15 protein-coding genes and 1 pseudogene are annotated in these 20,619 nt (G+C 40.7%); 12 read left to right on the top strand and 4 right to left on the bottom strand.

What is annotated here, in order from left to right; all coding sequences use genetic code 11:
* Window positions 1–50: 50 nt before the first annotated feature.
* The 12 genes and pseudogenes from PBAT_RS09300 (at window position 51) to PBAT_RS09250 (ending at window position 17,008) form a co-directional block, all read left to right on the top strand.
* Window positions 51–4,178 (top strand): beta-N-acetylglucosaminidase domain-containing protein, encoded by a 4,128-nt coding sequence (locus PBAT_RS09300; protein WP_068648803.1) that lies wholly within the window; start codon window positions 51–53, stop codon window positions 4,176–4,178.
* Between the two features lie 91 nt (window positions 4,179–4,269).
* Entirely contained in the window at window positions 4,270–8,358 is a 4,089-nt protein-coding gene (locus PBAT_RS09295) for a beta-N-acetylglucosaminidase domain-containing protein (RefSeq protein ID WP_068648801.1), read from the top strand.
* Between the two features lie 672 nt (window positions 8,359–9,030).
* Entirely contained in the window at window positions 9,031–9,501 is a 471-nt protein-coding gene (locus PBAT_RS09290) for a GNAT family N-acetyltransferase (RefSeq protein WP_068649071.1), read from the top strand.
* An 80-nt stretch (window positions 9,502–9,581) separates the two neighbouring features.
* Window positions 9,582–10,086 (top strand): annotated as a pseudogene (locus PBAT_RS26370) (sigma-70 family RNA polymerase sigma factor); the annotation flags it as partial.
* Window positions 10,069–11,514 carry a DUF4179 domain-containing protein gene (locus PBAT_RS25560; protein ID WP_420848749.1) on the top strand — a complete coding sequence of 482 codons (1,446 nt, stop codon included), beginning with the start codon at window positions 10,069–10,071 and terminating at the stop codon, window positions 11,512–11,514. The pseudogene PBAT_RS26370 and the gene PBAT_RS25560, both read left to right, overlap by 18 nt.
* Window positions 11,515–11,596: 82 nt before the next feature.
* Complete coding sequence (locus tag PBAT_RS09275) at window positions 11,597–12,064, top strand: 2-thiouracil desulfurase family protein (RefSeq protein WP_068648795.1); 468 nt, start codon at window positions 11,597–11,599, stop codon at window positions 12,062–12,064.
* A 108-nt stretch (window positions 12,065–12,172) separates the two neighbouring features.
* The gene (locus PBAT_RS24720) at window positions 12,173–12,475 is read left to right on the top strand and encodes a four-helix bundle copper-binding protein (protein WP_476739344.1); all 303 of its coding nucleotides are present in this window, start codon (window positions 12,173–12,175) and stop codon (window positions 12,473–12,475) included.
* Between the two features lie 322 nt (window positions 12,476–12,797).
* The gene (locus tag PBAT_RS09270) at window positions 12,798–13,712 is read left to right on the top strand and encodes an EamA family transporter (RefSeq protein ID WP_068648793.1); all 915 of its coding nucleotides are present in this window, start codon (window positions 12,798–12,800) and stop codon (window positions 13,710–13,712) included.
* Between the two features lie 217 nt (window positions 13,713–13,929).
* Window positions 13,930–14,478 carry an RNA polymerase sigma factor gene (locus PBAT_RS09265; RefSeq protein ID WP_312036699.1) on the top strand — a complete coding sequence of 183 codons (549 nt, stop codon included), beginning with the start codon at window positions 13,930–13,932 and terminating at the stop codon, window positions 14,476–14,478.
* Entirely contained in the window at window positions 14,475–14,933 is a 459-nt protein-coding gene (locus tag PBAT_RS09260) for a hypothetical protein (protein ID WP_068648791.1), read from the top strand. The genes PBAT_RS09265 and PBAT_RS09260 overlap by 4 nt, the downstream gene beginning before the upstream one ends.
* A gap of 23 nt (window positions 14,934–14,956) precedes the next feature.
* Window positions 14,957–16,099, top strand: a complete 1,143-nt coding sequence (locus PBAT_RS09255; protein WP_068648789.1) for a hypothetical protein — start codon at window positions 14,957–14,959, stop codon at window positions 16,097–16,099.
* Between the two features lie 30 nt (window positions 16,100–16,129).
* Entirely contained in the window at window positions 16,130–17,008 is an 879-nt protein-coding gene (locus PBAT_RS09250) for an NAD-dependent epimerase/dehydratase family protein (RefSeq protein ID WP_068648787.1), read from the top strand.
* A gap of 181 nt (window positions 17,009–17,189) precedes the next feature.
* Here PBAT_RS09250 and mtnB read toward each other — a convergent pair whose 3' ends face one another.
* Genes mtnB through proC form a run of 4 tightly spaced genes read right to left on the bottom strand, consistent with a single transcriptional unit; the run spans window position 17,190 to window position 20,604 of the window.
* On the bottom strand, window positions 17,190–17,846 hold the full coding sequence (gene mtnB, locus PBAT_RS09245) for a methylthioribulose 1-phosphate dehydratase (protein ID WP_068648784.1): 657 nt from the start codon (window positions 17,844–17,846) through the stop codon (window positions 17,190–17,192).
* A complete protein-coding gene (locus tag PBAT_RS09240; RefSeq protein WP_068648782.1) occupies window positions 17,843–18,526 on the bottom strand; it encodes a 2-hydroxy-3-keto-5-methylthiopentenyl-1-phosphate phosphatase in 684 nt (227 codons plus the stop codon). Before PBAT_RS09240 ends, mtnB begins: the two co-directional genes overlap by 4 nt.
* Window positions 18,526–19,737 carry a 2,3-diketo-5-methylthiopentyl-1-phosphate enolase gene (locus tag PBAT_RS09235; RefSeq protein ID WP_068648780.1) on the bottom strand — a complete coding sequence of 404 codons (1,212 nt, stop codon included), beginning with the start codon at window positions 19,735–19,737 and terminating at the stop codon, window positions 18,526–18,528. Before PBAT_RS09235 ends, PBAT_RS09240 begins: the two co-directional genes overlap by 1 nt.
* Window positions 19,738–20,604 carry a pyrroline-5-carboxylate reductase gene (gene proC / locus PBAT_RS09230; protein WP_068648778.1) on the bottom strand — a complete coding sequence of 289 codons (867 nt, stop codon included), beginning with the start codon at window positions 20,602–20,604 and terminating at the stop codon, window positions 19,738–19,740.
* Between the last annotated feature and the right edge of the window lie 15 nt (window positions 20,605–20,619).

Here is a 20,619-nt window from a genome sequence, read left to right as displayed (position 1 = left end):
AGAGTAACACCTTTGATTCGATGAATATGAACTTGAGGAGTGACGTTTCGATGGGTAAAAGGTTAATAAGTTTGTTAACAGTCATTTTTATCTTAGTAAGTATGTACACCAATCCCGTAAGTGTCGATGCATCAAGTACAGATACACAATCTAATGTTGCAACAGCACTTAGTCCTTATGAAATTTATCCAATACCTCAGGGTCAAACCTATGGAGGAAGTAGTTTTACCATTACCGATGAGGTAAACCTTGTTATTGAAGGTGCAATCGATGAATCTACACAAAATTTCCTTAATAGTATTCTGTCATCCAAATCGATCCGTGCTACGAAATCGAATGCAGTAGTATCAAATAAAACGAATGTCTTACTCGGCATTAACAATTCAAACGGGTATGTGGATACTTATACTAAGGCTAATATCACATATAATGCAACAACATTTAACAACCAAGATGCGTATGTTTTGGATATAGACAATAAGTCAGCACAAGCAGGTAATATCGCTATTTTAGGGGCAGATACAGATGCTGCGTACTACGGTCTAGCAACTTTAAAGATGATCGTGGATCAATTGCCTGGAAAGAACATTCAGACTGTAAAGTATGAAGATTATTCCGATGCGAAGTGGAGAGGATTTATCGAAGGGTTCTATGGTTTTCCTTGGTCTCATGAGGACCGTATGAGCTTGATGAGATTTGGCGGAAGCATGAAGATGAATTCCTATATATTCGCACCTAAAGATGATCAGTATCATAACTCTGCTTGGCGGACACTTTACCCAGCAAATGAATTAGCCAAAATCAAAGAACTCGTCGATGTTGGACATGAATCCAAAACACAGTTTGTATGGGCGATTCATCCTGGATTTAACATGATCAATTGGAATAACTATGACGCTGAACTACAGACTTTGTTGCTTAAGCTAGATCAGCTGTATGGCATTGGGGTACGTCAATTTGGCTTATTCATGGATGATATTAGTACAGCTCAATCGCTTACGGATAAGGATAAGCACGTGAAGTTGATCACGGATGTCGCTAATTGGGTTACTTCCAAAGGCGATGTTAAATCGTTAGTGTATTGTCCTCCGTATTACAACCAATCTTGGACTGGAGATCCAGGGAAACCTTATCTACAGGCATTAAGAAATGTTCCTGCTAATGTAGAAATCATGTGGACAGGAAAAAGTGTTGTTGGGACAGTAAATACGACAGATATGCAATGGGTAAAGAACGAAACGGGAAGAGATCCATATGTGTGGTTAAACTGGCCGGTTAATGATTATAAGGATTCAAGACTTATGCTAGGTAAAGGAGAGGTATTGAAAGCAGGAACGCACAATATTTCAGGTGTTGTATCCAATCCGATGGGTCAATCAGAGTTATCCAAAATTGCTTTATTCGCCGTTGCAGATTACTCGTGGAATGTGGACGATTTCAATAGTGATGAGAGCTGGCTGAACTCATTTGATTATATTGCACCTGAGGTGGCTTCCGAACTTAACACCATTGCATACCATCTGAGTGATCCATCACCAAGCGGACATGGTCTTGTAGTTGGAGAATCAGAGAATGTGAAGGTTGAACTTGAGAGCTTTATGAGTCAATTTACCAATAAACAACCTGTTGCAGATACTGGAAATACATTGATAACTGATTTTGATGAAATACTGCAAGCCATTAAATCATTTAAAGAAAAGAGCAATAACGCAAGTATGGTTGAGGAAATCACCCCTTGGTTAGACAGTTTGAAGTATGTGGTTGAATCAAGCAAATATGCAACCGCGTCAGCTATGGCACTTCACAACGGTGAGCTATCTTCAGCTTGGGAGGAGCTTGCCAAAGCTACAAATGCGTTGTCAGAATCCAAGAAGATTAAGATCAAGAAATTAAACTATCCAGATGTAACAGTAGAAGCAGGCGCGAAGCGCTTAGTGCCTTTCGCAGAGCAATTGATTAACAAATTAGATACGCAAATCCTCAAATCGATCGACTCTGAGTTGGTAACTATGCTACCTACGAGTTCTTACGGATCACCTACTGGATTAGATAAAATGGTTGATGGTGATATCAGCACAAATATCTATTTCCAGGTAGTTCAAAAAAATGGCGATTGGTATGGCGTTGATCTAGGAAAAACAACGAAGGTTCAAGATGTTTCTATTACACAGGGTAGGAATGACGCGGATCATGATATTTTTCAAAGAGGAATGTTGGAATACTCCGTAGATGGGCAAACATGGACGGCAATAGGGGAAGAAAGATCGGGTAATAAGATCGTTGCAAAAGCCCTTGACCTTGAAGCTAGATATGTCAGATATCGATTGACACATGCAGGGATTCCTGGAGGTAAGCCAGATTTATGGACAGCAGTAAGAGAATTTTCGGTCAACGAGAATCGGGGTAAAGCGGGAATATATACGAACGTGGCAGAGTTGGCGGAGACGGGTGTGAATGTTACAGAAGTATCCGTTGAATTATCACACATCAACAATATTACATTGAAACCTTCACAATATGTGGGCATGAAACTGCCGACGATTGAGAAGATCGCAGAGATTTCGCTTGATAGTACAACGACAGAATTGTCTTTCGAGTCATCAGAAAATGGTGTTGAGTGGGAGAAGGTAACCCTTGGTGGGCCATATCGTAATGCTGCATATATCAGATTAATAAATAATCAGGAAGGTGATATTTCGTTCGATTTAAATCGACTAATGATGAAGATGAACAAGTTCTCTGAGCCTGTTATTACGCATAATTATGGTGGGATTTATCAAGGCGAACTTGCAAATGTTTATAATGGAAAATTGGATACTAAAGTATGGTTTAACGGAATGCAAGACATTGGGAAGTATGTTCAGATCGATATGGGCGGCATCGTTAATGTAGAGAATGTCGCTGTAGTCATCGGTGACGGTGAAGGGGACTATTTCAGAAAAGGGAATCTTCAGCTATCCTTGGATGGTCAGAATTGGGAAACGATTCATAGCTTCAATAATCCAAATGATCGTAGTCTTAATTTCCCTGAACATGAAGTTCCATATCGATATAAGAGAGTTCAAGTTGACGAGAAACAAGCTAGATACGTAAGACTGATCTCAACTGAGAACATGAATAGTTGGCTGGCACTTAATGAAATCATTGTGAATGAAGGCATAGCTAGACCGGGTACGGATAATCCATCTCTTCAAGCTATTCCACAGGGTACTCTGGGTAGTGAAGCGATATTTGCAATTGATCATAAACTAGCAACCTTCTATACCCCGTCTGGGGAATCGAAACAGGGGCAGCTTAATTACAAATTCTCGAATGAAACGAAGCTGCGTGAAGTGATTATTATGCAGAGTCCGTTAGGAATTTCAAATGCAGGCATTTCGGTAAGAGACAAGAATGGATGGCATCAGAAAGGTACTTTATCACAATCCTATAACACGATTGATACTTCTAATTATGAGAATGTGCTGGAGATTAAGCTCCAATGGGATGGAGTTATAAAACCTATGATCCATGAAATCATACCTGTGATGGGTGAAGGTGGTGGAGAAGTGATACCACCAGGGGAACCTACAACGAAGTTATCTGGTCCGGTTTCCGTCGTAGGGGGTCAGGAGTTCGAAATGCAGTTGGAATTGAAGAGCGTAACAGATAGTGTATATGCGCTAGACATTGCGTTGGAATACGATTCGAATGTAATGAGTCTCGCATCCGCTGTATCCTTACAGGAGGGGATCTCATTAATTAACACGAAAGATACACCAGGTCATGTCCGAATGATTGTGGTCAGTGAGGGAGCTACTCACGCAATCACTGGCGATATGAAATTATTGAAGTTGACTTTTGAATCTAAGGCAGTAATACAGACGACGGATGGTATGATTACGATTACTAAAGCTACAATGGGAGATGATCAGGGAGTCGAGTCTGAGGCTGCCACATCTTCCTTCCGAATTCAGGTAACTGCTGTTTCTGCTGGTATTCCGGGAGATGTGAATCATAACGGTAAAGTAACGATCGGCGATCTCGCTCTCGTTGCAGCCAATTACGGCAAAGATTCCACAAGTTCATACTGGGAGCAAATCAAGCATATGGATATTGATGGAAGTGGCACGATTGATATTAGCGATTTATCTTTTGTCGCTAAAAGAATTATAGAACCTGCTGCAACAGGATTATAAATAGAAGAATCACAATAAAAGCAGCAATGAGTGGGTCCAATAGGATCATTCGTTGCTGCTTTAAATAAGAGGATAGAGGAGCGACTAGATCATGTCCAAAAGGATACTTAGTCTTATGATATCCATGGTTATTTTTACTGGTGCATTTTACGGTATAGGTTCATCGAAAGTAGATGCTGCTGGAACGGACAATGCAGGGTATGAAATTTACCCCATACCTCACGAACAGACTTTTTCTGGTACTCATTTTGTCATGACTGACGAGGTGAATCTCGTGATTGAAGATGATATCGATGAGTCCACACGTAATTTTCTATACAAAATACTAGATTCCAAATCTATTGATGCCACTGTATCGCAAGCGACTGTAGCAAATAAAACAAATATCCTTATTGGAACGAAGGGCTCCAAGGGTATTGTTGATTCTTATTTTGGAGCAAATATAACCTATAATGCAGAGATCTTTAATAAGGAGGATGCTTATGTACTAGCAATTGATAACAATATGGCATTGAACGGTACTATAGCCATACTCGGAGCGTCAACAGATGCCTCTTATTATGGCCTGGCAACATTAAAGATGATCTTCGATCAAATGTCTGGCAAAGATTTGTTATCTGTAAAATATGAAGATTATGCTGATGCGAAATGGAGAGGATTCATCGAAGGCTTCTACGGATTCCCATGGTCTCATCAGGATCGTATTAGCTTAATGCGATTTGGCGGACAAATCAAAATGAACTCATATATATTCGCTCCTAAAGATGACCCGTATCATAATTCAGCTTGGAGGACGCTATATCCAGCAGCAGAATTGGCGAAGGTTAAGGAGCTAGTCGATGTTGGACATGAATCCAAAACGCAATTTATTTGGGCGATTCATCCTGGTTTCAGCATGATTAATTGGAACAATTATGATGCAGAGTTAAAGACTTTATTGACTAAGCTGGACCAACTGTACAGTGTTGGCGTTCGTCAATTCGGCTTGTTCATGGATGACATTAGTACCTCGCAATCGTTAACGGATAAAGATAAACATGTCAAACTTGTTACCGATGTGGCGAACTGGGTTACTTCCAAAGCTGATGTGAAGTCATTAATTTATTGTCCCCCATTTTATAATCAGGCATGGACAGGAGAAAGTGGAAAGCCTTATTTGCAAGCATTAAGAGCTGTCCCAGCCAATGTGGAAATCATGTGGACAGGAAAAGATGTAATAGGAAGCGTTAACGTTACGGATAATCAGTGGGCTAAGAATGAAATCGGAAGAGATCCTTATATTTGGCTTAATTATCCGGTCAACGGTTATAAGAAGAACAAGCTTTTACTAGGTCAGGTGGAGATGTTACAACCGAACACTCATAATTTCTCAGGTATTGTTTCCAATCCGCTGGAACAGGCGGAGCTATCGAAGGTAGCCTTGTTCGGAGTCGCAGATTACACATGGAATGTAGATGATTTCAATAAAGAACAAAGTTGGTTTGATTCCTTCAAGTATATTTCGCCAGAGGTTGCTTCTGAGTACAACATCATTGCACATCATATGAGTGATCCGTCTCCGAATGGGCGTGGTGTTGTATTTGATGAAACGGAGAATTTGAAAGCTAAATTGGAGACGTTTTTAAGTACTTATTCGAGTGGAGCCTCCGTGTCTGGAATTGGAAGTGAGCTCATAGGAGAGTTCGATCAAATTGTAACTGCCATTCAAGGGTTTAAAGTCAAGAATAAGAATCAGAACTTATTGGATGAGATCGATCCTTGGCTCAATTGTCTGAAGCTTGTCGTACTGTCTAATAAATACGTGGTTCAGTCCGCCATAGCACTGCAGAACGATGATAAGAATGGCGCATGGGAGGCACTAGCCAAAGCGACAAATGCCATGACCGAATCGCAGAAGTTCACGAGGGCTGTAATTGACGATAAGCCTCAAATCGTTGAAGCGGGCTCGAAGCGCTTAGTACCTTTTGCTAATGAATTGATCCAGAAGCTGGATAAGGAAATTTATTCTTCGTTAGATCCGACGGTTATCACGTCACTAGCGATGAGTTCTTATGGGGCCCCCGCGGCAATAAAGAACATGGTAGACGGAAACCTAAGCACTTATTACTATAATCAGACGATTCAAAAGAATGGGGATTGGTATGGAATTGATTTTGGAAAGTCTGTCAAAGTGAACGATCTTCGAATTATCCAAGGTAGAACCGATACAGACCAGGATATTTTTCAACGGGGTGTGTTGGAATACTCTATAGACGGGAAAAGTTGGACTTCTATTGGTGAGGAACGATCTGGCTATCGAATATTTGTAAAAGAACTTGATGTGGATGCTAGATATGTTAGATATCGATTGACGCATGCCGGCATTCCTGGAGGTAAGCCTGACCTATGGACAGCGGTAAGAGAATTTACAGTGAATTCAGATCATGGTAAAGCGGGGATTTACAGTAATGTACTTGCGCTAGCCGAAGTGCCCGTTGAGTCATCAGCGGCGGGTGTTGATCTTTCTAATGTGAGCAATATTACATTGGAACCATCCCAATATGTTGGGATTAAATTATCCTCTATTGAGAATATTTCGGGTATTACCGTTAGTAGCTCCGATGACGGGAGTGTACTGGAATCGTCCAAGAACGGGGTGGAATGGCAGGTGGTGTCACCGGGAAGCAGCATATATCCGAGTGCATCTTACATCAGACTTATTAATAAAAGTGACCAGGTCTTCAGTTTCAACTTAACATCTTTGCAGGTGAAATTTCAAAAGTTCGTCGATCCTGTTATCACTCATAATTATGAGAGTGTATATGAAGGTAACTTGGCCGGGGTATATGACGGAAAGATAGACGCGAAAGTATGGTTCAGAGGGAGACAGACGCCTGGTAGATTTGTTCAAGTAGATATGGGTGGTGTTGTAGATGTGCAGAACGCTGCTGTTGTTATCAATGATGGTGAAGCGGATTATTTCCGCCAGGGCAACCTTCAGTTATCGGTTGACGGAGTTACTTGGGAGACGATTCATACCTTTGGAAACCCAGGGGATATAAGTTTGAATTTCCCTGAACATGTCGCTCCATATCGCTATAAGAGAGTACAGGTTGATCATAAACCAGCCAGGTTTATCAGATTGTATACAACGGTTGACAGAGCAGGATGGCTTTCATTGAATGAAATCCTGGTCAACGAGGGTATTGAGAAGCCGGGAACGGAAAGTCCCGTCATACAGTCACAGCCGCTTGGGGCTTCGGGTAATGAGGCAGTCTATGCAGCAGATCAGCAATTATCAACCTACTATACTCCTAAAGATAATTCACAATCAGGGTCATTGGTCTATCAGGTGTTCAAGCATACCGAACTGAGTCAAATTATTGTTTTGCAAAGTCCAACGGCTATTTCCAATGCTACCGTATCGGTTCGGGATGAAGCGGGGTGGCACCAAGCTGGTCAACTATCGCAAGGCTATAACGCGATTAATACTACTGCTTATGCACATGTACTAGAATTGAAGTTGGAATGGTCAGGGCCGGTGAAACCCATTGTCCATGAGATTATTCCAATTCAACGAGACGTTGAGGTCGTTCTGCCGACATTGCTGACGACGGTATTATCGGCACCAACCATTGTTGCTGGCGGCACACCGTTTGATGTTCAATTCGGACTGAAAAGTGTGACGAACTCGGTATATGCACAGGATATTACGATCCAACATGACCCGGAAGTACTGGAGTTTAAGTCTGTAAAGTCAATAAAGAATGGTGTTAAATTAGTAACAATGAACGAAGATACTTCTGGTCAAATTCGATTTATTGTGATTAGTGAAGGCCCTGATCATGCCGTTACTGGCGATGCGCAACTGCTTGAACTGAGCTTTGAGGCGAAGATGTTGACCCAACAGATAACGAGTTCAATTTCAGTATCGAGTGCTATAGTTGCTGATGGTGAGGGGAAGGAAACCGAAGCGGCAGTGTCGTCTGCTCAAATACAAGTTACAAAAGAGAACGGCATTCTGGGTGACGTGAATCAGGATAACAAAGTAACAATTGGTGATCTAGCGCTTGTTGCAGTCCATTACGGCAAGGACTCCAGCAGTCCGGACTGGCAGCAAGTGAAGAACGCGGATGTTAATCGAGATGGTCTGATCAATATTGTGGATCTAGCGCTTGTGGCTAGGAAGATTGTAGAGTAATCCTAGAGCTTGAGTATTTACAAGATGGTCTACTACATTCATATTCAATGGCTATTTTGTCACACAGACTTGCATAGATTCCAGATCAGTTTGAACTGATGCGTTTAGTCCTAGATCAATTAGATACTTACATGGATTCAGTACTGCTGAAAGAAAAAAGAACTTAGCCTTAAATCATGTGCGCAATTATGATGCTGAGAGAGAAAAGCTAGTGAAAAAAGCGGTTGCTTAAGCAATCGCTTTTTTTTGTTCATGCGTTAGATTGGAGGACTATGGACTGATATGGGATACATAGAATTCTGAAATACTAGTGCTATTTTTTGATAAACAACGTTCTTTCGAGTGTTGGCTTGACATATTCGCCGATATTCGTGATGGCAAGTTGTGCTTCAAGTAACATGTAGGCTAAGAAGTGGAATACACTCCACATCTCTTCCCATACTTCCAGCGAAACGTCGACCCTGCGGATAGGGCGAGGTCAGCAAACGCAGTAGCGTCGCTTAACAAAACCTCATGGTCACTTACTTGGATGAGTAGCGGGGATAATCCTCTTAAATCCATTGGATAAAATCACGAATATCAAAGTATAAATTGTATGAATATGTAAATAAAAGTTGAGTTATAAAGTGCTACACTTGTAGAGCGTAGATTCTATAAGGAGGATATGAAATGATGATAATAAGAAAGTTCCATGATTCGGATGTGAGGCAGATTGTCTCTTTGTTCTATGAAACAGTGCATTCGGTCAATAAACAACACTATACACAAAATCAACTTGACGTCTGGGCACCCAGAGATGAAGAAATGCTTAAACAGACAACTTGGAAAGATTCATTCAATCTCAATGTCACTTATATAGCAGAGATCAACGGTAATATTGTCGGGTTCGCTGATATGACTCAAGAAGGTCATTTGGATAGATTGTATATACATAGAGATTTCCAGAGACAAGGGATAGCTTCATCTTTGGTGGACAATTTAGAGTCTGAAGCGAGACAAAAGGGTCTTATTGTAATGGATACTGAAGCAAGTATCATGGCACGACCATTTTTTGAACATCACGGGTATCAAATAACGGAATCGCAAGTTGTTGAACGCAGGGGTGTGGTATTAGAAAACTTCAAGATGGTTAAAAATCTATAGAATAAATAAATTTTTTTCATTTTACTAAAACCCTTTTGCCTGTTCGGCAGTCTAATTATGGAAAGGAACGGGGTGGGGGATTGTCTACGGAAGAACTGCTGATGGCCGCGCAAGCGCATGACCATGAAGCATTTCATCAATTAGTAAGTGCGAATAAGCAGAAACTTTACTCCATAGCCATTGCGTATCTAAAGGATGAGAATGATGCATTGGAGGCTATACAAGAGACGACGTGCAGGGCTTACACCAAGCTTGCAAAGTTAAAGGAACCTAAAATATTTTCAGACTTGGTTAATACGTATTCTTATCCGATGTTGTATTGACGAACAAAAAAGAAAACGTAAAATGATGCCATTATTCCTTGTGACTGAACCGCTTGCTGCGGATCTTGAATTAGACTTTAAAATGAGTATGGAAATGGCAATCAATCTGCTCGCTCCTAAGCTTCGTCATATCATCATTCTTAAGTACTATGAGGATATGACACTAATTGAGATTGCTAATCTATTAGAGAAACCGGAAGGTACAGTGAAGACTTGGCTGAACAAAGCATTAAAAGAACTTCGAATGCATTTGTCGAAGGAGGGGAGTACGAATATGTCCAACCCAACTGAGCATGAAATAGCATGTGGATTAGATGATCGGATTGAGGCTGCCATTACGGATGGCATTCGGAGAGGGCAAATGGAGACAACTCGTCGCAGCAAACAACGACGAAGACGATTTACAGGCGTGATCCTTACGACAGTGCTGCTCTTCATTTGCATGTTCACAATTAAAGTATCTCCGGTGTTCGCCGCGATGGTCAGGGAAATTCCTGGACTGAATAAGTTCGTTGATCTAATCAACACTACATCGGATAAAGGCATACGACTCGCTTTAGATAACGACTTCATCCAGCCTATCGGCGTATCTGACGAGCATGAGGGCATGAAGTTCACAGTTCAAGGCATCATCGCAGATGACTCTAGAATGGTTGTGTTCTACGATATTCAATTGACGGATAAGGATACCTCTGTCGATTTAGAAGATGTATCTCTAACGAATATCTCAGGTAAGAAAATATTGGCCTCACTCAGTTACAATAATGTAGAAGAACAGAAGCAGCCAGACGTTCAAGAAATTGGGATTCAGCGTGGGACAATAGTAGTTGATGTCACGCAAGGGAAGTCACTGCCTAGTGCAGTGTTATTCAAAGTCGTGCTTATTAAATCACCAATATCGAATTCGGACCATGTGAAAAGAGAATTGTTCGCAGGCGATGGGGAGGGTTTAACCACAAAGGATAATGAGGGTGGTACGGAGTTTAAAGTCACCATTCCGATTGATCGAGAGAAATTTGAAGGGCTTCAAAAAGAATATGTCATCGGGGAAACCATTCAGATTGAAGAACAGAGTATCACTTTTATAAAAGCTATCATCTCCCCATTACGCGTTTCTTTGTATGTAGACTATGATAACAATAATTCCAAACAGATATTTGGGCCCGGAGATATGCAGTTAATTGATGATCAAGGGACGGTTTGGAAAGGTATATCAGGTAGTATGGGTCCTCTAAGGCAAGTTCTTAATTTTGAGAGTCCTTATTTCAAATCCCCTAAGTCTTTGACTATCGAAGGTAGCTGGTTTCGTGCACTCAGCAAAGATCAAATGTCTGTCATTATTGATACAGAGAAAGGGCAGTTGCTTATGGCACCAGACAAGAAACTTGACCTTCAAGGGATAGAGATGATCGATAAATATCTGCAACTGGATTTTGTCCTCAAAGGACTCGATCCAACAGACAATATGGCTTACTCTTTATTTGAAGGGGAGTTTACTGACGCAGATGGAAACATGCATCAACGGGAAAATCTTAAGGAAAGTACTACTAGTAGATTTAGTGAGTCCGGACCGGTAGAGCAACACAATATTCAATATATGGATAATAGAATCTATAAACAACCACTTACCTTCAAAATATTTAACTATCCAGGATATATCCGTGATCCATATAAGATTCGGATAAAATAAAACAGCAGAGCAAGCTTGAACAAGATATGATGAAATCATCATACAAACGAATGTCTTATTCTAATAGATAGAGGTGGAATCATTGATCCTAGTGAGTTCATGTTTAGCGGGGTTACAGGTAAGGTATAACGGAACACATCGTTTAGATCATAGAATCCAGAAATTGATAGAAGATAATAAAGCTATGACCGTTTGTCCTGAGTTGCTAGGTGGGTTCTCGACACCAAGAGAGCCCGCTGAGATCGTCGGTGGAGATGGGGAAGATGTCCTTAATGGACATGCAAGAGTGGTTGATAAATCAGGAGAAGATGTCACAGCGCAGTACATTAAAGGAGCTTACGATACGCTCAAACAAGCACAAGAAGTTCATGCGGAAATCATTATTCTTAAGGAATATAGTCCTTCTTGCGGAAGCTCAATGATTTATAATGGTGCATTTAAAGGTGAGAGAATCGTTGGAAATGGTCTAACGACTGCTTTACTTATCAGAAACGGGTTTAGGGTGATTTCGGAAGAGAACTTATCGGATTTTCTTGATGAAATCACTTGATGAAAGAGTTGGATCCGAATCAAATGGACATACTTTGGTTAAATAGAAGAGGTAAGTCACTTTGAAGAGGAGGGCTCAACTATGACACATTAGCAATTTCAGCTATGTATTGATGAATGCTTAAAGTGTATGCAGGCATGTAATCATTGTTATGCATCATGTTTGAAAGAAGAACACCTCTCTATGATGAGAGATTGTATTCAATTGGATCGTGAATGTGCTGATATTTGTGCTTTTACTGCGCAAGCGATGTCACAAAACAGTTCTTATGTAAAAGAGCTTTGTAAAATTTGTGCCGATGTATGTGAAGCATGTGGGAATGAATGTAAAAATCACGATCATGAACACTGTCAACGATGTGCGGAAGCATGTTTTTCCTGTGCGAAAGCTTGTAGGGCTATGGCAGTTTAAAAAGTTAATATTGACGGATAATCACTATTAGCAGCTCAATCCTAAGCATAGGGTAGAGCTGTTTTTGATTTGAGAATGACCTTTGCTTAGGAAATGAATAGAGAGTACAAGAGTAATATGTGCCTTTTATTATAAGGTGAAGGATATGTATCCCATTGACAGCAATGCTTATTTCAATTATGCTTTACAAGAATTATTTTTAAATATCACAAACTCAGTTTTTTGAGAGACGAAATTTTTAAAAGGGAAACCTTTTTTTCAGTCGTCATCTGTCCTTAGGACAGGTGGCGACTTTTATTTTTTATTAGAAGGAGTGTTAAGCTTGAATGTATTGAAATATTCAATTTTTGCGATATTGGGTGCAATATCGTATGGTACACTGTCGACGATGGTTAAGCTTGGATTTAAGGATGGTTTTAGTTCAGGAGAATTAATCGGTAGCCAATACCTTGTCGGTTGGGTTATTATTGCTGCTATTTATTTGTTCTCATTTAATTATAAGATTTCATTGAAGAACGCGGGGCAATTGTTGTTTACGGGTTTGATGACCGCTCTAGTAGGTATAACCTACGCGGTCTCTGTATCTGAATTGCCTGCTTCAATAGCGGTTGTATTCCTGTTCCAATTCACTTGGATTGGTGTTGTTATTGAAAGTATCATGACCAGAACATGGCCAAGTAAGAGTAAATTAGTAGCTATTCTTTTATTAGTAATAGGTACATTGATGGCGGGAGCTATCTTTAATCAATCTTTATCTTCATTGAGTCTGAAGGGCGTGTTGTTTGGGCTACTTGCTGCCTTATTCTTTGCACTTTACATGGTACTTTCTTCAAAAGTGGCAACGCATGAAGCGGCTCCAAAACGATTGTTCTTTATTAGTACTGGAGCGTTCTTAACGATATCCCTAACAACCAATCCGGTACATCTTGTTACCCAACTAACAGAGACCAATCTTTGGAGATATGGTTTGCTACTTGGGGTGTTAGGTGTCGTAGTTCCATTCTTCTTATTTGCAATTAGTATGCCTAAAATAGGAGCAGGTCTAGGTACGATCCTATGTGCAGCAGAATTACCTTCTGCCATGGTAGTCTCTGTCATATTCTTGGGAGAATTAGTTACACCTCTGCAATGGAGCGGGATGTTCTTGATTGTACTAGGAATCATGGCTCCAGAAATATTAAAGAGGATGTCAGTCACGCACCGATCAGGGGAAAAGTTACTGCCTTACAATAGATAAGGATGATGTTCTATAAAATATAATATTCATTCATAGATGTGTAAGTTATGATTTTGTATTACGAAGAGACTGATCAAGGGAATCCTTGTTCAGTCTTTTTATGTTGTAACATTAGCTTAAGGCTCGGCGAAATGCAGCATGGAAATAATATTTTCATAAGAAGTGCAGGGTGCATGATAAAATAGACGTCTAAGATTAGGGGAAGGAGAGGAGAACTATTGACGAGGATAAAATCATAGAAGATATTCTTCAAGGGGACGAGACAGCATTTCGATTCATTGTAGATCAATATAGTAAACATATATTCCATACGACATACTCCGTATTGCGCGATGTTAAAGATGCAGAAGATGTTGCCCAAGAGACCTTTATCCAGATCTATAAGTCTCTTTCTCAATATCGATCCCAAGGGTTTAAATCGTGGATTACGCGTATTGCAATGAATAAGGCTATTGATCTGAAGCGAAAGAAAACACGGCGAGGCGAAGATAAGCAATACCCTGTGTTTGATATGGAATTGATTCCTTCAGATGAGGAAGATCCCTTAAACCGTACGATTCGCAAAGAGAAGAAAGAACGCTTTAAGCGGAAGTTACAGACGATTCCTGATAACCATCGGGTTGTACTTACGGCTTTTTACTTAGAGGAGAAGAACTACGAACAAATCGCCCAAGAATTAGATGTTAAACCGAAGACGGTAGAATCTAAATTGTATCGGGCAAGAGAGTGGATTCGGAAGAAATGGAAGGAGGAAGATTGGAAATGAAACATTTAAGCGTGGAAGATAAGCGGAGACTAGGACAACTATATATCAATGGTGGCTGTACGATGGAACAAGAGCAGTCTTGGGAAATGCTACTACTTGAAGATGCTGAAGCGATGGATATACATATCCAACTTCTATCTTCCGTGGAACTAAGTATGCCGGATATGATGGATTCGATACAATTTACGGATGACGTTATGAATAGCATACCGGTTCATCTCTACGAGAAGGAAGAGAGCAACATGGAGCAACGACGTCGACGGTGGTTCGAGCATCCCATTTTCCATTATACGGTGGCTGCATGCCTAACCTTGTTGTTCTTGTCTACAGGGCTGTTTGATAAATTAGGTACTGGGGATTTAACTTTTATAGCTAAAGAACCGAAACAAACGATGCCTTACAGTGAAAAGATGATGAATATTACAGTGACTTGGCTTGACCAATTGAAACGATAACTGAATTGAGAGGATGGATCTATGTGCAAAATGAACGAAATGGATTTTATGCTTTTATATTAAATATGATCCCTGGATTAGGGCATTATTTCTTGGGAAGAAAAACGAGAGGATTTCTATATCCCTTAATGTTCTTTGGATGTATGGGTGTCAGTTTATTATTGTTTATTGCTAGTAATGAGGATGGATTTATAGGTGTTGGAGCGGTCAGTGGACTATTCTTCTGGTGTATTAGCATGCTTGATTTAATAATATTTTTACTAAGAAGACCATCCTTACCGCAGATCGCAACACAAATGAGAAATGAACTCGGTCATGCAGTTGATGAACAAGGACACTTAATAAGTGAACCATCCGTTTCGAAAAGCGAGCATAGTGAGCGCTTTTATACAATTTTACTATCATTTATTCCCGGATTAGGACATTTTCAATTAGGTTTGATGCAGCGTGGTTTATCTTTTCTAATCGCATTCTTCGGGTTGTTGACGATCATGATGTTCGTTACAGGGATTACAAGTTCATCAGTATTCATGTTGTTCCTCGGTGTGCTCCCGATAATTTGGTTATATTGTATGTTTGATACGGTACAACAGATGAATAGGAAGCAGGCAGGGGAGCCGCTAGTCGATCGCACATTATTTGAGGAATTTGAAGAAGGACGAGAAGATGGTAAACGTAGTAAAACATTAGTGACATTGTTGTCTGCCTTTCCTGGTGCAGGACATATGTATCTTGGATTGCAAAAGAGAGGGTTACAACTGATGGTATTGTTCTTGGGATCTATCTATATACTAGATATCCTCAGACTTTCATTGTTCATGTTTCTCATTCCTGTGATTTGGTTCTATAGTTTCTTTGATGGACTACAGCAGGCATCTCGTTATGGCAAAGAACCTCTTATTGATAGACCGCTTGTTGAAGGAATTGACAATCATCGTGGGTTGTTAGGTATAGCATTATTATTACTTGGCTTGTATTATTTAGGTACGCAATTCATTATTCCTATAGTAGATGCAAGGTTCCCTGAATTCCGTATTGACTATCGATTCCGTATGTATATCCAGACCTTTATAGTTTCATTACTCTTTATCGGTGGTGGACTGAAACTTGCGCTTGGGAATAAGAAATTAAATAAGAAATCGGATCAGGCTCGAGCTCGTCGTTAATGTATTCGATATAGATGTGGGAGGAATTTCATGACAACAGCATTGGTGTTAGGTGGTACACGATTCTTCGGAAAGAGATTAGTGGAGCTCCTCTTAGAAGATGAGGTAGAGGTAACGATCGCTACTAGAGGGATTACTTCGGACTCTTTTGGAGATCGAGTACAACGTCTTGTCGTAGATCGAGAAAAGTATGACTCCTTATTACAAGCTACTGAAGGTTTAGAGTGGGATGTCATATACGATAACATCTGTTATTCTCCACAAGATGCATGGAATGCCTGTGAAGTATTTGCAGGTAAGGTGAAGAGATATATTAATACATCCAGCATCTCCATATATGAATCCAATCCAAATGAACACATAGAAACAGAAATCGATCCAAGTACGTATCCTATACAGATGGGAACGCGCTCAGATTTCGACTATGGTATGGGGAAAAGACTAGCTGAAGCCGTATTTGCCCAACATGCCACATTCCCTGTGTGTAGTGTTCGATTTACTTTTGTCGTAGGCGAAGATGATTATACTAGACGTCTTGAATTTCACATCGATCGAATTAAGAATGGGACACCGATACGTATTCCTTCTTTAGATGCAAAGATTAACTTCATCGCTTCGGATGAAGCGGCATCATTACTATGCTGGTTGAAGGATCAATCGCTTACTGGACCTCTAAATGCCTGTGCTACAGGTGAGATATCATTAGCAGAGATGATCGCGTTAATGGAACAAGAAGTGGGAAAGACAGCCATTATAGATCAACATACGGAGGATTCAAATCACTCACCTTATGGTGTGGAACAGTCGTTCTTCAGTAGTAATGCTAAGGCAGTTGAAGCAGGATTCCCCTTCACATCATTAAATGAATGGCTTCCAGCTCTAATTCGTCAGTTGGTACGAACAACTTAAGAAATATTCAATTTGAAAAACAATCCCAATCCTAATAATAGGACTGGGATTGTTTTTTATGTGTGACGATATAGGATAGTATACACGTAGATACAATCTAACAGCGCGCTTAACGACAGTTCTTCACCGTAATAGACTTACGACAACACTATGGGTTCACATGTATTTACCCAAAGGAGAACTATCTCTTAGGAACGTTATTAAGCAGTAAACCACGATACAAATATTCAAAAATAAATTCAAATGCCTCTAGGTGTCTCTTAGCTTCAAAGGCATTCTTACCCCATGCACATATACCATGATTCTGTAACAATATTCCTGGTATTTCAGGATTAAGTACACCTGGAATTTCTGCTGCAATACTAGGAATGTGTGCATAATTGGCGAGAACGGGAATAGCAATCTCAGCATTCTCTTCCCAGATGTTGAAAGCCTTAATCAGTTCAATACCTTGAGCTTTAACAACCCCAGTCTGACCAAGCCATTCGCTAATCAGGTTGTTGTATACGGTATGGACGTGGAACACCGCACCGCATCCAGTCAATCGGTATATTTCACAATGGATCAGTGTTTCTGCACTGGGTTTAAGTGTCGTTGTTTCACATGCTTGACCGTTCTGATCCACGAATAAAAAGTCCTGAGGTGTATTCACAGATTTATCTTTACCGCTTGCTGTTACCGCGAAATGAAAATCATCCTCTTGAAATTCCCCAACTCTAATCGATAGATTCCCGCTTGTTCCAGGGAACCAATTACGCTCAGCAAATAGGGTTTTTACTTTTCGTAGGTCATCGAGCGCCTGTTGTTTTTCTTCTAAGGTGATATTGTCAAAGCTCATGATTTCAGCACTCCTTGTTCTTGTTTCAGTTGCATATCTTTCAAAATATCATGAAAAGTCTCATAAGGAACATGATCTACACCAAGCTCTTCACATTTCGTAGTGAGATGGGAGCGGGAATAGACAAGATCAGCAATTTTGGCACCTTCGAAATCGGTTAGGCTATCCCCAATAAGGATTCGGAAATAAGATTCCTCTGGAAACTTTCGCATCACCGTTGTTTTACACATACCGCATCCACTTTCACAAGGAGGAAGACATGGATTAGGCCAAGTAATTTCAATTTGTTCACCTGTAAAGTCAGCGCCATTGCAATAAATATGGTCCTCAGGAATGCCGAATGGCGCAAGCAAAGGATGGATGAAGAAATCCATACCACCACTTGTGACATTGAATTCAATATTCTCAACTTCAAGATAGTGAAGAAAGTCTTGAAAACCTTCGCGTATTCCAGCGTGAGTAAGTACAAAAGAAGTGAGTTCTTCTTTTTGGCTAGAAGGCATGAGAGCGAACATAGCGCCTACACCTACTTTCAGCGTTAACCGTTGTTTAATCGTATCTTCGACAATCGCCTCATAACCAGTAGGCTTGAATTGATTCATAATCGCAACAATATTATCTGTAATTGTGATGGTCCCGTCGAAATCGCAAAAGATGACTGTTTTCTTAGGTGATATCATTATTTTCCTCCCCAGATGTTTAAAGCTGTTTGAAGTTCAGGAAAAGATTGTGCATAGTCAGCTAAAGGGATGCTCTGTGTAGCTGCATCAATGGCTTGTAAGAATGCACGCCCGCCAGCAACTGTACCCATTGGATGTCCGTGAATACCTCCACCTGCATTGACTACGACATCCATGCCGAAATCTTGAAGGATTACCGGTACAAGCCCCGGATGAATCCCAGCAGAAGGAACAGGCATACTTGTCTTGATATTTAAATCTGAACTTATTAATTCATCTTGGATTGCTAGATTCTCATCCCGTGGCATCGTCACAGATCCGTATGGAGAAGGGAAAAGTACCAGATCCGCACCAGCAAGGCGCATCAACTGTCCAAGGAGTACAGACGCTGAAATACCATAGTGTGGTGAGGGATACATTGCCCCTGCCAATGCAGGATGTGCTGCAATGGGAACGGTAATCTCTGGATCACTACTTAGTTCATGTAGGACATCATAGCCATAAGAAAGGACATTGAATAGTAAGGCATTTGCCCCAGCATCAATAGCTCTGAGCGCTTGTTGTTTCAGATTGGACGTACGTCCAGTTAAGTTCGTAGCATACAGAAGTTTTTTGCCTGTTTCTTTACTTGCTTCTTCCGCTGCTCTAGCACAGATCTCAACACGTTTCTCAATAGGTGTTAGTTCATTTTCGAACAAAATTTCGTCATCTTTAATGAGATCAACACCACCCAAAGCTTGAAGGGTAAATTGCTCACGAAGTTCATCTAGATTAAGTCCGATGACGGATTTGAAGATACTCATGAGGAGTGGGCGATTGTATACATCAAGTTGTTGGCGGATGCCCTCAATGCCAAATTTAGGACCGGGGAAAGCTGATAGAAATGACTCTGAGAAACCCAACTTAATTAATTTGATTCGACCATCCATTGATATTTTACCAAATACAGTGACAAGAAGTGCTGGAATGTCACGACTGAAATTCACATCAGGGTAAGCAATAGTGATATCTGCATAACGTTCTGCGTCTGATAAATCTTCATGTACATCGACATGTAAGACTTGGCCTAAATGCTTTTGCATGGCGGCGCGTTTCGCTTGAGGTAGTTCGGTCCAACTTCCTACCGTTAATCCAACAGCGATTGATTCTGCCTTTTTATGAAAATCCGCTTTCGGATCATGTAATCTATACGTAGCTGTGCAATAACTCATTTAAATTTCCTCCTCAAGAGCCGCGCCCATTTCACGTGATCGTTCACTGCAACGATTGACAGCAGCAATAACATCTTCGAAAAAATCACCTTCGTCTAGTACGCTAATTGCGGCTTGGGTAGATCCGTTAGGAGAAGTGACTTTCGCTCTCAGAGCGCTAGGTGCTTCTCCCGTTTGTTGTACCATTCGAGCAGCACCAAGTACGGTCTGAACCGTCAATTCTGTACATTGTTCTGGGGTTAGACCACCGCGAACGCCTGCAGCGATCATGGCTTCCATCATGTAGTAGATATAGGCCGGTCCACTGCCCGAAATACCAGTCAATAAGTCCATATTTTGCTCTTCTATAATTGTAATCGTACCAACAGCTTCAAATAAAGTGGTAACTATACGTTGTTGATCTTCAGTCACTTCAGTTGAGAATGAAATTCCAGAAGCACCAAGGCCAATTGAACTAGAAGTATTCGGCATCGTACGAGCGATAGGTTGATTGCGACCTAATAGGCGCTGCATGGTGCTGATCGATAGACCTGCGATAACAGATACAATCAACTGATCTTCTGTAAGTAAGGGCCCTATTTGTCGGAGAGTCGCAGCAGCATCTTTGGGCTTCATTGCTAGGACGATAACCGAAGAATTCTGCAGGATACCAATCTTGGCGGATTCATCATTGCTGGTCTTAACTTGATATGATTTCTGTAATTCTTCAAGTCGTGTAGTATTACTACGATTAAGCATCATAATATTGGAAGGCAGAATAATGGATCTTGCAATAAGACCGCGTACGATAGCTTCTGCCATCGATCCTGCACCATAAAAAGTAATATTATTCTGAATTGCGTACTGTTGTTGACTCATTTGTCCCATGATTCAATCCTCCAT

The organism is Paenibacillus antarcticus (assembly GCF_001637225.1).
GTDB classification, from domain to species: domain Bacteria; phylum Bacillota; class Bacilli; order Paenibacillales; family Paenibacillaceae; genus Paenibacillus_AQ; species Paenibacillus_AQ antarcticus.
Note: the sequence above shows the minus strand (reverse complement) of the source record. Positions and strands in the feature narration are given on the sequence as shown.

Bases quoted from the DNA above. Each gene is read 5' to 3' on its own strand.
- PBAT_RS09235 (WP_068648780.1), bottom strand. From the start codon at position 19,737: ATGAGTTATTGCACAGCTACGTATAGATTACATGATCCGAAAGCGGAT.
- proC (WP_068648778.1), bottom strand. From the start codon at position 20,604: ATGGGACAAATGAGTCAACAACAGTACGCAATTCAGAATAATATTACT.
- PBAT_RS09295 (WP_068648801.1), top strand. From the start codon at position 4,270: ATGTCCAAAAGGATACTTAGTCTTATGATATCCATGGTTATTTTTACT.
- PBAT_RS09290 (WP_068649071.1), top strand. From the start codon at position 9,031: ATGATAATAAGAAAGTTCCATGATTCGGATGTGAGGCAGATTGTCTCT.
- PBAT_RS09260 (WP_068648791.1), top strand. From the start codon at position 14,475: ATGAAACATTTAAGCGTGGAAGATAAGCGGAGACTAGGACAACTATAT.
- PBAT_RS09300 (WP_068648803.1), top strand. From the start codon at position 51: ATGGGTAAAAGGTTAATAAGTTTGTTAACAGTCATTTTTATCTTAGTA.
- PBAT_RS09240 (WP_068648782.1), bottom strand. From the start codon at position 18,526: ATGATATCACCTAAGAAAACAGTCATCTTTTGCGATTTCGACGGGACC.
- mtnB (WP_068648784.1), bottom strand. From the start codon at position 17,846: ATGAGCTTTGACAATATCACCTTAGAAGAAAAACAACAGGCGCTCGAT.
- PBAT_RS09250 (WP_068648787.1), top strand. From the start codon at position 16,130: ATGACAACAGCATTGGTGTTAGGTGGTACACGATTCTTCGGAAAGAGA.
- PBAT_RS25560 (WP_420848749.1), top strand. From the start codon at position 10,069: ATGCATTTGTCGAAGGAGGGGAGTACGAATATGTCCAACCCAACTGAG.